The sequence below is a fragment of the Enterobacter sp. P82 genome (assembly GCF_037053385.1).
GTDB lineage: Bacteria > Pseudomonadota > Gammaproteobacteria > Enterobacterales > Enterobacteriaceae > Enterobacter.
Map to the genome: position 1 here is coordinate 1,716,512 of NZ_JBALHX010000001.1, position 12,474 is coordinate 1,728,985.

Consider the following 12,474-nt stretch of genomic DNA (forward strand, 5'->3'; position numbering starts at 1 on the left):
TTATTGCGAGAGTGCCGCTGACATCGCTTCTGGCTCGTTAATCGCCGAAGCTGTCAGGGTGTCAACAATACGTTTTGTCAGACCGGTGAGGACTTTACCTGGACCGACTTCATACAGATGCTCAACGCCCTGTGACGCCATAAACTCAACGGTTTTGGTCCACTGTACCGGGCTGTAGAGCTGGCGAATCAACGCGTCACGGATAGCGTCCGGCGCTGTTTCGCATTTCACATCGACGTTATTCACAACGGAAATTGTCGGTGCGTTAAACGTAATTTTTTTCAGCTCAACCGCCAGTTTGTCGGCAGCAGGCTTCATCAGCGCACAGTGTGACGGCACGCTCACTGGCAGTGGCAGAGCACGCTTCGCGCCCGCGGCTTTACAGGCAGCACCCGCACGTTCAACCGCTTCTTTATGACCGGCGATAACCACCTGGCCCGGCGAGTTGAAGTTAACCGGAGAAACGACCTGACCTTCGGCTGATTCTTCACAGGCTTTCGCAATGGCGGCATCATCAAGGCCGATGATGGCAGACATGCCGCCCGTGCCTTCTGGTACGGCTTCCTGCATGAATTTACCGCGCAGTTCCACCAGACGTACCGCATCAGCAAACGCGATCACACCGGCACACACCAGCGCAGAGTATTCACCGAGGCTGTGACCCGCGAGCAGCGCTGGCGCTTTACCGCCCTGCTGCTGCCAGACACGCCACAGCGCAACGGATGCAGTCAGCAGCGCTGGCTGAGTCTGCCAGGTTTTGTTCAGTTCTTCAGCCGGCCCCTGTTGAGTCAGTGCCCACAGATCATAACCCAGTGCATCTGAAGCTTCACGGAAAGTCTCTTCAATTACCGGATAGTTTGCTGCCATTTCAGACAACATCCCAACGGTTTGAGATCCCTGGCCCGGGAACACAAAAGCAAATTGCGTCATTTTTTATTCCTTATCCTAGAAACGAACCAGCGCGGAACCCCAGGTGAACCCACCACCGAAGGCTTCAAGCAAGACCAGTTGGCCCCGTTTAATTCGTCCATCACGTACCGCTTCATCAAATGCGCACGGTACCGATGCCGCAGAGGTGTTGCCGTGACGATCCAGCGTCACCACAACGTTATCCATCGACATGCCCAGCTTTTTAGCGGTCGCGCTGATGATTCGCAGGTTCGCCTGATGCGGCACTAGCCAGTCGAGTGCGGTGCGTTCAAGGTTATTGGCTTCCAGCGTCTCGTCGACAATGTGCGCAAGCTCAGTCACCGCTACTTTGAAGACTTCATTACCCGCCATTGTCAGGTAAATGGAGTTATCCGGGTTAACGCGATCGGCGTTAGGCAGCGTCAGCAATTCACCGTAGCTTCCATCGGCATGCAGATGCGTGGAGATGATGCCCGGCTCTTCGGACTGGCCCAGCAGTACCGCACCCGCACCATCACCAAAAATAATGATCGTACCGCGATCGGTTGGATCGCAGGTACGCGCCAGCACGTCAGCGCCAATGACCAGCGCATATTTCACGGCACCGGATTTTACATACTGATCGGCAACGCTCAGCGCATAGGTGAAACCTGCACACGCAGCAGCGACGTCAAACGCCGGACAGCCCTTAATGCCGAGCATGTTTTGCACCTGGCACGCCGCGCTTGGGAAAGCATGCGTGGCTGACGTCGTGGCGACCACGATCAGGCCAATCTCTTCTTTATCGATGCCCGCCATTTCGATAGCACGCTGTGCGGCTTCGTAACCCATGGTGGACACGGTTTCGTCTGGCGCGGCGATACGACGTTCACGGATACCTGTGCGCGTGACAATCCACTCGTCAGACGTATCTACCATTTTTTCCAGATCGGCGTTGGTACGCACTTGTTTTGGCAGGTAGCTGCCGGTACCTAAAATCTTCGTATACATGTACGCTCAGTCACTTTTAGCTAATACAGATTCCAGGCGAGCGGCAATCCGCTGAGGGACTTGTCGCTGCACCGCCTGCACTGCCTGTTCAATCGCGACAGCAAATGCTCGCTGATTGGCGGCGCCATGACTCTTAATCACGATGCCGCGCAATCCTAACAGACAGGCGCCATTATACTGGTCGGGGTTGAGGTGACTGAATCGCCGCGTCAGGCTTTTTTGTAACCAACGCTTCAATAAAATCAACCACCAGGCGCTTTTTTTGCCTTCTCCCTGAGATTTCAGCAGAGAAAGAAACATGCGCACGACCCCTTCCATGGTTTTTAACGTTACGTTTCCGGTGAAGCCATCGCACACCAGAACATCCGTTTTACCCGTCAGCAACTCATTGGCTTCGAGATAACCAATATAGTTGATGGAAGGAACCTGTTTGAGCAATTCTGCAGCTTCGCGAATGCTGTCCAGGCCTTTGGTCTCTTCTTCACCAATGTTCAGTAACGCAACACGGGGATTGTTGATCCCGACCACTTCTTCTGCCAGCACCGAACCCATCACGGCAAACTGAGCCAGCATTGTACTATCACAGTCGACATTCGCGCCCAAATCGAGCACCACTGTCTTGCCCTTCTGTTGATGCGGTAATACCGTCACCAGCGCCGGGCGCTCAATACCCTCAATAGGCTTGAGCAACAATTTCGACAGCCCCATCAGCGCACCGGTATTTCCCGCACTGACGCAAGCCTGCGCTCGCCCTTCTTTCACCAGCTCAAGCGCCATCCGCATTGAGCTACCACGGCTATTGCGAATCGCCTGCGAGGGTCGGGCATCACTGGCAATAACTGACTGCGCAGGAATAATCTGCAGACGCGAACGTTGTTCAAAGTCAGCTTTTGCAAGTAATGGCGTGATTGTGTCGGGATTGCCGACTAAAAGAAGTGTGAGTTGCGAATTAGAATTCAGTGCCTGCAATGCTGCAGGCACTGTCACAGAAGGGCCAAAATCTCCCCCCATGACATCTAACGCCAGGGTTAGACGTGTCAAGGTATCGTCGCAGCCTGGTTCGGTAAATTCCCCGTTTGCACGGGGAAATCCTCACTAAGCCTAATCACGCTGACGCGTGATTACTTAGTGATAACCTTGCGGCCGCGGTAGAAACCGTCAGCGGTGATGTGGTGACGCAGGTGTTTCTCACCAGAAGTCTTGTCTACAGACAGGCTGGTAACTGCAGTCAGCGCGTCATGGGAACGACGCATGCCACGTTTGGAACGGGTTGGTTTATTCTGTTGTACGGCCATGGACCTTACTCCTCAATTACTTACGCTTTAAGCTGGCTAATACGGCAAATGGGTTTGGTTTTTGCGCTTCATCAGGCAGTTCCCCAAAGACCATGTCCGCCTCGGACACTTCACAGTGTTCAGAATCATGCACCGGAACCACTGGCAAGGTGAGGATGATTTCATCTTCAACCAGAGCCAGAAGATCGATTTCACCGAATTCGTTAACCTCAATCGGCTCATACGCTTCCGGGAGTGCTTCAGCCTGTTCGTCAGAACGAACCGGACTGAAACAATACGTTGTGTGAACATGCTGTACAAACGGTTTCCCGCAACGCTGACACTCGAGCGTTACCGTTACCTTTGCATCACCGGTTAAAACGGCGAGACGCTGGTTATCGATAGCGAACGACATGGAGCATTCTACATCACTGTCCACACTGACTACGGATTCGGCAATACGCTCGGCCTGATCGGAAGTATAGATACCTTCGTAATCTAGGCGTTTTTGAGCCGTACGAACCGGATCAAGAGTCAGGGGTAATTTTACCTTTTGCATAGGGCGCGCATATTAACTTTGTAACGTCATATAGTCAAAGAAAAAGGCAACCTGGGCTGCCTTTTGCCAATTATTCGCACACATTGCGGCCTGTAGTTTAAAATGGCTGGCATCGATACGCTATATCTGGTGATAAAAATATGCCAAATCTCGTACTTGCTTCCACTTCTCCCTACCGCCGAATGCTGCTGGAAAAGCTCGGGATCCCGTTTGAATGTGCTGCACCAGACGTTGATGAGACGCCACAGCCGGGCGAATCACCGCGTCATCTGGTGACGCGTCTTGCTAAGGAGAAAGCACAATCACTCGCCGCACATTATCCTTCGCATTTGATTATAGGCTCCGATCAGGTTTGCGTGCTTGATGGCGTTATCACCGGGAAACCCCATACCGAAGAGAATGCCATCCAACAGTTGCTGAGCGCACGCGGCAATATCGTCACCTTTTATACTGGCCTGGCGCTGTACAACTCGGCCTCTGGCCATCTGCAAACGGAGTGCGAGCCTTTCGATGTGCACTTCCGCCATCTCAGCGAGCAAGAGATTGTGGATTATGTGCGTCGTGAGCGACCGTTGAACTGTGCGGGGAGCTTTAAAAGTGAAGGATTGGGGATTGCGCTGTTCAACAAACTCGAAGGTCGAGACCCGAACACGCTGGTTGGGTTACCGCTGATAGCCTTGTGTCAGATGTTAAGGCGAGAAGCGTGTAATCCGCTGACGTCGTGATAAAACCGTTGCGTCCTGGAGCCCCCTCACAGAGAGAGGGCACCAGGCAAAATCAGCCGCGCAGAGCCTTCAGACAGCGTTTCAGCTGCTCATCCAGCGGTGCTTCAATACGGATGGTTTCACCCGTATTTGGATGGGTAAACTTCAGCGCTGCCGCATGCAGGAACAGACGAGACAGCCCCGTGCCCGCCAGCTGCTTATCGAACTCCCGATCGCCATAGCGATCATCAAACGCGATAGGATGGCCTGCAAACTGTGTATGCACGCGGATCTGGTGGGTACGACCGGTCACCGGACTGCAGCGCACCAGTGTGGCAAACTCATAGCGCTCTTCAACTTTGAAACGCGTCTCTGACGGTTTCCCTTCCTGGCTCACGCGGACAATACGCTCGCCGCTTTGCAGAATGTTCTTCAGCAATGGCGCCTGCACCACTTTCACATGGGACTGCCACTGACCGCGAACCAGCGCCAGATAATCTTTCTGCATCCCTTTTTCACGCAATTGCTCATGTAAAGAACGCAGTGCAGAGCGTTTTTTCGCCACCAGCAGTACGCCGGACGTGTCACGGTCAAGACGGTGCACCAGTTCGAGGAAACGCGCCTCCGGGCGCAGGGCTCGCAAACCCTCAATCACGCCGAAGCTCAGACCGCTACCACCATGAACAGCTGTACCTGATGGTTTATTTAGCACCAGAATGTAGTCATCCTCATAAAGGATCACATCGCTCAGGGCCGCGACTTTTTGCAACTTAGGTGAAACGACCTCTTCTTCACGTTCTGCAACGCGCACTGGCGGAATACGCACTTCATCGCCAGCTTCGAGCTTATACTCAGGTTTCACGCGCTTTTTATTAACCCGCACCTCACCCTTACGCAAGATACGGTAGATCATACTCTTTGGCACACCTTTCAGTTGAGTGCGCAAAAAGTTGTCGATACGTTGCCCCGCTTCATCTTCGGCGATGGCGACCATTTTTACGGCTGGAGTCTCTGTTTTCATGGTTGGCGATTCTAAATATCGTCAGCCATTAGCGCCACTCATTTTTCTATGCTTATATTTACTTTTATCCGGCCTGTCCCCCGTTTCACGCAACCGATTTGGTGGTTATTAAACCAATCACCATTCAGAAGTGAAGAAACTGTGAGTAACCGGGTGATAATTGGTAAAAGTCATCTTGCTATAACCCGGCGAGCAGTGGAATAATGAATCCGTTTTCCGTGTTTAATCCTGGTTAAGTAAGGATGTTGACGGAATGACCAATTTTGTCTGACCGATCATCCACGCAGCAATGGCGTAAGACGTATTGATCTTTCAGGCAGTTAGCGGGCTGCGGGTTGCAGTACTTCCCGGTATAAGGATTGTTCTCTGGAGAGTTCTACCCAGGCAATTCCCCTGATAATTGCGCTGTGTTTCCGTATGAAATACAGGCAACCGACACTCTGCGCCTCTTAAGCGAGCGACAACCGTGAGGTTGGCGACGTGAATAGACACGAGGCCATCGGTTCATACCCCGGAAAGCGTCACCTTGCCCGCAGCTTTGTCGTCAATGTAAGAATAACGAGTAAGTTACGATGAAAAGAATGTTAATCAACGCAACTCAGCAAGAAGAGTTGCGTGTCGCCCTTGTGGATGGGCAGCGCCTGTACGATCTGGATATCGAAAGTCCTGGACACGAACAGAAAAAAGCGAACATTTACAAAGGTAAAATCACCCGCATTGAACCAAGCCTTGAAGCTGCATTTGTCGATTACGGTGCTGAGCGTCACGGTTTTCTCCCTCTGAAAGAAATCGCCCGCGAATATTTCCCTGCAAACTACAACTCTCATGGCCGTCCAAACATCAAAGATGTTCTGCGTGAAGGTCAGGAAGTTATCGTTCAGATTGATAAAGAAGAGCGTGGCAATAAAGGCGCCGCACTGACTACCTTTATCAGCCTGGCAGGGAGCTATCTGGTTCTGATGCCAAACAACCCGCGCGCGGGTGGTATCTCTCGCCGTATCGAAGGTGATGATCGTACCGAGCTGAAAGAAGCGCTGGCTAGTCTCGAATTGCCTGATGGCATGGGGCTTATCGTGCGTACCGCAGGCGTAGGCAAATCTGCCGAAGCATTGCAGTGGGACCTGAGCTTCCGTCTGAAGCACTGGGAAGCCATCCAGAAAGCAGCGGAAAGCCGCCCTGCTCCATTCCTGATCCACCAGGAAAGCAACGTAATCGTACGTGCCTTCCGTGATTACCTGCGTCAGGATATCGGTGAGATTCTGATCGATAACCCGAAAGTGCTTGAGCTGGCACGCCAGCACATTGCCGCATTGGGTCGTCCGGATTTCACCAGCAAAATCAAACTGTACACCGGTGAAATCCCGCTGTTCAGCCACTATCAGATTGAATCCCAGATTGAGTCAGCCTTCCAGCGTGAAGTGCGTCTACCATCCGGTGGTTCTATCGTTATTGATACCACTGAAGCGCTGACCGCTATCGATATCAACTCTGCGCGTGCAACACGCGGCGGCGACATCGAAGAGACGGCCTTCAATACCAACCTTGAAGCCGCTGATGAAATCGCCCGCCAGCTCCGCCTGCGCGATCTGGGTGGTCTGATTGTTATCGACTTCATCGACATGACCCCGGTTCGTCACCAGCGCGCGGTTGAAAACCGTCTGCGTGAAGCGGTGCGCCAGGACCGTGCGCGCATCCAGATTAGCCATATCTCGCGTTTCGGCTTGCTGGAGATGTCCCGTCAGCGTCTGAGCCCGTCACTGGGTGAATCCAGCCATCACGTCTGCCCGCGCTGCTCCGGCACCGGTACCGTCCGTGATAACGAATCTCTGTCCCTCTCTATCCTGCGTCTGATCGAAGAAGAAGCGCTGAAAGAGAACACCAAAGAGGTTCACGCCATTGTTCCTGTGCCAATTGCGTCCTACCTGCTGAACGAAAAACGTGCAGCGGTAAGTGCCATCGAAGCACGTCAGGGTGGCGTTCGCTGCATTATCGTGCCAAACGATCAGATGGAAACCCCGCACTATCACGTGCTGCGTGTCCGTAAAGGCGAAGAGACAACCACGCTCAGCTACCTGCTGCCGAAGCTGCATGAAGAAGAGATGGCTCTGCCTTCCGATGAAGAGCCTGCCGAACGCAAATTGCCTGAGCAACCTGCGTTAGCCACCTTTATCATGCCTGAAGCACCACCTGAAACGGCGCTGGAAAAACCTGCTGCAAAACCTGCGGCACAGAAACCAGCAGCTACAGTGGGAAAAACCCAACCGGATCAACCTGGTCTTCTGAGCCGCTTCTTTGGCGCGTTGAAGAAAATGTTTGCCGGCGAGGAAGCTCAACCAGAGCAACCGAAAGAAGAGCCAAAAGCGACCAAGCCTGAGCGTCAGCAGGATCGTCGCAAGCGTCAGAACAATCGCCGCGATCGCAATGACCGCAACGACCGTAATGACCGCAGCGAGCGTCGTGACAACCGTTCAGACAACGGTGAAGGCCGTGAACAACGCGAAGACAACCGTCGCAACCGTCGCGAGAAACAACAGCAAAATGTTGAAGATCGTGAAATTCGCCAGCAGGCGGGCGATGAGTCTGAGAAGAGTAAACAGCGTGACGACCAGCAGCCGCGCCGCGAACGTAATCGTCGTCGTAACGACGAGAAACGTCAGGCACAGCAGGAAGTCAAAAACCTGAACCGCGAAGAGCCTGTTGAACAACAGGACGGCGAGCAGGAAGAACGGACTCAGGTTATGCCGCGTCGTAAGCAGCGTCAGCTTGCGCAGAAAGTACGCTTCACCTCCGAAGCTACCGAAGAGTCAACCATTGTCGCCGCAGAAACAAGCGAGAGCGCAACCGGTACCCAACTGGCGAAAGTTGATCTGCCGGCTGTGGTAGAAAACACGGTTGAGCAGGATGAAAACGGTGAAAACCGCGATAATGCCGGTATGCCGCGTCGTTCACGTCGTTCTCCACGCCATCTGCGCGTCAGCGGGCAGCGTCGCCGTCGTTATCGTGACGAGCGTTACCCTGCTCAGTCTCCAATGCCATTAGCCGTGGCATGCGCATCACCTGAAATGGCATCCGGCAAAGTCTGGATCCGCTACCCGGTCGCTCGTCCGGAGCAGGTTGTGGAACAACAGGTGGTGACAGAAGAGTTGATTGCGCCAGTCGCAGCAGTGGAAGAAGCCGTAGCTGAAGCAGCCATCGTGGTTGAACCGCAAGCTATTGAGGTTGAAACCCCGCATGCCGTGACGGTAGAAACCACGCATCCGGAAGTGATTGCCACCCCGGTTGATGCTGCACCGCAGCTGATCGCTGAAGAAGATACCGTAGTGGCAGAAGAGGTTGCTGAAGAAGTACAACCTGCAGCTGCTGTTGAAGATTCCGCAGAAATCGTGGCCGAGACCGTCACTGAAAATGTGGTTCAGGATGTTGAGATTGTCGCTGAACCTGTTCGTGCAGCCGAAGAAGTGAAAGCACCTGAGGTGAAACCGGAGCCGGTTGTGTCTGCGCCAGCTTCTGCCCACGTGGCGACAGCTCCTATGACGCGCGCTCCGGCACCTGAGTACGTGCCTGAAACCCCGCGTCACAGTGACTGGGTACGCCCTGCTTTCAACTTCGAAGGCAAAGGCTCAGCAGGTGGTCACAGTGCAACGCATCAGGCGACTGCACCGGCAACTCGCCCGCGCTCTGTCGAGTAACGGCATCGAAAGTAAAAAGCCGACCTTCGGGTCGGCTTTTTTATTGCTTGTTTACAGGCTTTCTCATTCCGGCAATGTCCGGCATCACCTGCTTCATCATCTCAAGAAAACGACGTAAACGCGCCGGATAGTATCGCGACCAGGGATAAACCAGATGGACTGGCAGAGCCGCAGGTTGCCACTCAGGAAGAAGATGAATCAGGCGCCCTTCCTCAATATCCTCTTTCACCGTCCAGCTGGAGACCATCGCGACACCCAGCCCGGTTAATACCGTATTGCGCGCCACGTACAAACTGTCAGTACTGAGACGCGGTGTAATGGCGATACGCGTTGGCTGTGCCGAGCCGTCAAATAACTCTATATGCCGCTGATAAAAGGTACTGATGGCGATCCAGGGGAGTGCCTGCAAATCCTCTGGCGTTTTGACCTCCGGAAAACGCGCCAGCAGTGCCGGGGATGCCACGACGGAGCGCGGCACCTCTGCCAGTTGCACTGATACCGTCGCCGGATCGACCTCAGCCCCCACTCGGATCGCGCAATCAATGTTGTCACTCAGGAAATCTACCGACCTGTCATGCAACATCCACTCAACGGACAACTGCGGATAACGATGCAAAAATTCGGTTAATGGCTTCAGAAACTGATCCTGCCCGAAAGCGTGCGGTGCGCGCACCCGTAATACCCCCACCGGTTCATCCTCAGCCTGTCCGACTTCATCCTCAAGTGCCAGCCAGCTGTCAATCACGCGCCGGGCGTGTTGATAGCAGCGCTCACCATCGTCAGTAAGCCGGGTCGCATGGGTTGTACGCAGCAGCAAGCGAGCCCCCAGCAGGGTTTCCAGAGACTGCAAACGTCGACTAACCGTGGCCTGAGTGGTTGAAAGCTGCCTTGCCGCTGCTGATAACGACCCGGTTTCAACGATACGAACAAACGTGCGCATCAATTCCACTCTGTCTAAACGCTCAACTCGTTTCATACACCTTCCTGACATACGTTTAACGTATAAGCGTTTTACCACCGGGCTGGCTACCCTCGCAAGGCAGACTGATAAAAAATAGCCCCACACGACGAATGAGGTACATCTTATGAACACAACGACTTCCCCCCACGCAGCCAGCCGCTGGGTAATTTTCATGCTGGCGCTGGGCGCTGGCTTTAGCGTGGCATCCATCTATTACGCCCAGCCCCTTCTTCCGCTAATGGGTGCCGATCTTCATCTGAGCATTGAAGGCATGGGGTTAGTACCAACCTTAACTCAGGCAGGTTATGCGCTCGGCATTCTGTTTCTGCTTCCACTGGGCGATCGTCATGACCGCAGGACATTAATCCTGATTAAAAGCGCGGCGCTGGCGCTGTTCCTGCTGGGCTGTAGCCTGACCGGGCAACTCCATTCCCTGTTGCTGGCAAGTTTGCTTATCGGCATGGCCGCCACCATGGCACAAGATATCGTTCCGGCGGCGGCTATTCTCGCGCCGGAAGGGAAGCTGGGTAAAACCGTGGGTACGGTGATGACGGGGCTGCTGATGGGCATCTTATTGTCGAGAACTGTTAGCGGTGTTGTGGGAGAAGCCTTTGGCTGGCGCGTCATGTACCAACTGGCTGCGGTGAGCATTGCGTTTATCGGGGTGATGATGTGGATTGTACTTCCCCGTTTCGCCATTCACTCCACGCTGAGCTACCCCGCGCTGATGCGTTCTATGGAACATCTGTGGCGTCGTTATCCGGCATTGCGCCGTGCAGCGCTGGCACAGGGTTTTCTGTCGATTGCCTTTAGTGCCTTCTGGTCCACGCTGGCGGTCATGCTGCTGGAACGCTATCACCTTGGCAGTGCCGTAGCCGGTGGTTTTGGTATTGCGGGTGCAGCAGGTGCATTAGCCGCACCGCTGGCGGGTGGACTGGCGGATAAACTGGGAGCCGGAAAAGTCACACAGCTTGGCGCATTACTTGTGACTGTCTCGTTTGCCTTGATGTTCCTGATGCCAGCTTTGGGAATTCACGGGCAGCTGATTCTGATCGCTGTCTCTGCCGTTGGGTTCGATCTGGGTCTGCAGTCCAGTCTGGTGGCCCATCAGAATCTGGTCTACAGCCTTGAACCACAGGCCCGGGGACGCCTTAATGCTCTGCTCTTTACCGTTATCTTTATCGGCATGGCACTGGGCTCAGCCATAGGCAGTAATATTTACTCGCTGGCAGGCTGGACGGGCGTGGTCGCTCTGGCGACAGTCTGTGGCGTGATTGCACTGGCAATCCGTCTGGTAGAAAGCGCACGTGTCGCCTCCACACAGGCAGAAGTTGCATAAAAAAATGCCCAATCCAGACGGATTGGGCAGTAAAACATGCCCAGTTTCAAGACATGTTCTAAGAGGTCAAGATGTTATTTGTTCAGCTGGAACAGAGACATGCCCTGCATATCGCTAAACGCTTTATAAGACGCCTGCAAGGCCGCCTGCTGCATGGTGTAAGAGGAAATTGCTTCGTTCCAGTCTACATCAACCAGGTCACTCATCTGCTTAGTCTGCCCAAGCGCACGATCGTCACCCAGCGTATCGAGTTTTTCCAGCTCGTTCATCTTGGTGCCCACGTCCGCAACAACGGTAAGAATATTGTTCTGGGAGTTTTTGATACCAATTTGCGCATTGGCAATCACCTGGCTTTGCGCAGTTGCAGCAGCCGGATCGTTTTCAATCGGTGTCTTCAGCGATGCAATAGCAGAATCGAGGATCTTGAACATGTTTGTTTCACCATATCCACCGCCTGGCAGCTGTTCCGCATTACTGGTAATGCTTTCGAAAATCTGCTGTCCTGTATGGCTGATGGCCATGTTTCGCGCCGTATCGACCTGCTGAGTGATCGCTTCAGCGCCACCGTTGTAATTCCCGGTCGCGGCATCAAACGGTGCACTTTCGGTTTTGTATCCCGCGAAGATAAAGCGACCATTACCATCCGTCGTGTTGGCCAGGTTCATGAGCTGATCGCGGATCCCCTGAATATCAGTCGCCAGAGAAAGACGGTCATCATCGCTTAATGTCCCGTTCGACGCGTAGACTAATTTCTCGCGCACGCTGGATATCGCGGTATTCACCTGGGTTAACACATTATCTTCCAGCGAAACCTTTTGCGTAGCAAAGGTGCGCGCTAACGCGAACTGGCTATTTTGTGACTGCGATTGTGACAGAACAATGGACTGAGAAGCCGCGATAGGATCATCCGACGGACGATTGACGCGCTTACCGGTGGACATTTGCTCACCGTAGTTCAACCACCTGCTCTGGGAATCAGTGATCCCACGCATGTTCTGCTCATACATCATCTGGGTACTAACACGCAT

At 53.7% G+C, this 12,474-nt stretch carries 11 protein-coding genes; 3 read left to right on the forward strand and 8 right to left on the reverse strand.

Going from position 1 to position 12,474, the window contains the following annotated elements:
• The 5 genes from fabD to yceD form a co-directional block, all read right to left on the reverse strand.
• A complete protein-coding gene (gene fabD, locus WB237_RS08155) occupies positions 1 to 930 on the reverse strand; it encodes an ACP S-malonyltransferase (protein ID WP_028019049.1) in 930 nt (309 codons plus the stop codon).
• A gap of 15 nt (positions 931 to 945) precedes the next feature.
• Positions 946 to 1,899: a beta-ketoacyl-ACP synthase III gene (locus WB237_RS08160; RefSeq protein WP_028019050.1), complete on the reverse strand. Its 954-nt coding sequence runs from the start codon at positions 1,897 to 1,899 to the stop codon at positions 946 to 948.
• A 6-nt stretch (positions 1,900 to 1,905) separates the two neighbouring features.
• Entirely contained in the window at positions 1,906 to 2,940 is a 1,035-nt protein-coding gene (gene plsX, locus WB237_RS08165) for a phosphate acyltransferase PlsX (protein ID WP_028019051.1), read from the reverse strand.
• An 80-nt stretch (positions 2,941 to 3,020) separates the two neighbouring features.
• On the reverse strand, positions 3,021 to 3,194 hold the full coding sequence (rpmF, locus tag WB237_RS08170; RefSeq protein WP_003857964.1) for a 50S ribosomal protein L32: 174 nt from the start codon (positions 3,192 to 3,194) through the stop codon (positions 3,021 to 3,023).
• A gap of 16 nt (positions 3,195 to 3,210) precedes the next feature.
• Complete coding sequence (gene yceD / locus WB237_RS08175; RefSeq protein WP_014883375.1) at positions 3,211 to 3,732, reverse strand: 23S rRNA accumulation protein YceD; 522 nt, start codon at positions 3,730 to 3,732, stop codon at positions 3,211 to 3,213.
• Between the two features lie 140 nt (positions 3,733 to 3,872).
• On the opposite strand from yceD, the gene WB237_RS08180 reads away from it, so the two are divergent.
• Positions 3,873 to 4,457, forward strand: a complete 585-nt coding sequence (locus WB237_RS08180; RefSeq protein ID WP_336212159.1) for a Maf family protein — start codon at positions 3,873 to 3,875, stop codon at positions 4,455 to 4,457.
• A gap of 52 nt (positions 4,458 to 4,509) precedes the next feature.
• Here the strand turns inward: WB237_RS08180 and rluC are convergent, their stop codons facing one another.
• Positions 4,510 to 5,457: a 23S rRNA pseudouridine(955/2504/2580) synthase RluC gene (gene rluC, locus WB237_RS08185; RefSeq protein ID WP_336212161.1), complete on the reverse strand. Its 948-nt coding sequence runs from the start codon at positions 5,455 to 5,457 to the stop codon at positions 4,510 to 4,512.
• A 572-nt stretch (positions 5,458 to 6,029) separates the two neighbouring features.
• On the opposite strand from rluC, the gene rne reads away from it, so the two are divergent.
• Positions 6,030 to 9,146, forward strand: coding sequence for a ribonuclease E (gene rne, locus WB237_RS08190; RefSeq protein ID WP_336212163.1), 3,117 nt, complete (start codon positions 6,030 to 6,032; stop codon positions 9,144 to 9,146).
• A 40-nt stretch (positions 9,147 to 9,186) separates the two neighbouring features.
• Here the strand turns inward: rne and WB237_RS08195 are convergent, their stop codons facing one another.
• Entirely contained in the window at positions 9,187 to 10,122 is a 936-nt protein-coding gene (locus WB237_RS08195; RefSeq protein ID WP_206737121.1) for a LysR family transcriptional regulator, read from the reverse strand.
• 109 nt (positions 10,123 to 10,231) lie between these two features.
• Between WB237_RS08195 and WB237_RS08200 the strand changes: the two genes are divergently transcribed.
• A complete protein-coding gene (locus WB237_RS08200) occupies positions 10,232 to 11,446 on the forward strand; it encodes an MFS transporter (RefSeq protein WP_336212167.1) in 1,215 nt (404 codons plus the stop codon).
• 74 nt (positions 11,447 to 11,520) lie between these two features.
• Here WB237_RS08200 and flgL read toward each other — a convergent pair whose 3' ends face one another.
• Positions 11,521 to 12,474 (reverse strand): flagellar hook-associated protein FlgL, encoded by a 954-nt coding sequence (gene flgL, locus WB237_RS08205; protein WP_114978216.1) that lies wholly within the window; start codon positions 12,472 to 12,474, stop codon positions 11,521 to 11,523.

Coding starts and splice junctions, on each gene's coding strand:
- fabD (WP_028019049.1), bottom strand. CDS start 930: ATGACGCAATTTGCTTTTGTGTTCCCGGGCCAGGGATCTCAAACCGTT.
- WB237_RS08160 (WP_028019050.1), bottom strand. CDS start 1,899: ATGTATACGAAGATTTTAGGTACCGGCAGCTACCTGCCAAAACAAGTG.
- rpmF (WP_003857964.1), bottom strand. CDS start 3,194: ATGGCCGTACAACAGAATAAACCAACCCGTTCCAAACGTGGCATGCGT.
- yceD (WP_014883375.1), bottom strand. CDS start 3,732: ATGCAAAAGGTAAAATTACCCCTGACTCTTGATCCGGTTCGTACGGCT.
- WB237_RS08180 (WP_336212159.1), top strand. CDS start 3,873: ATGCCAAATCTCGTACTTGCTTCCACTTCTCCCTACCGCCGAATGCTG.
- rluC (WP_336212161.1), bottom strand. CDS start 5,457: ATGAAAACAGAGACTCCAGCCGTAAAAATGGTCGCCATCGCCGAAGAT.
- rne (WP_336212163.1), top strand. CDS start 6,030: ATGAAAAGAATGTTAATCAACGCAACTCAGCAAGAAGAGTTGCGTGTC.
- WB237_RS08195 (WP_206737121.1), bottom strand. CDS start 10,122: ATGAAACGAGTTGAGCGTTTAGACAGAGTGGAATTGATGCGCACGTTT.
- WB237_RS08200 (WP_336212167.1), top strand. CDS start 10,232: ATGAACACAACGACTTCCCCCCACGCAGCCAGCCGCTGGGTAATTTTC.
- flgL (WP_114978216.1), bottom strand. CDS start 12,474: ATGCGTGTTAGTACCCAGATGATGTATGAGCAGAACATGCGTGGGATC.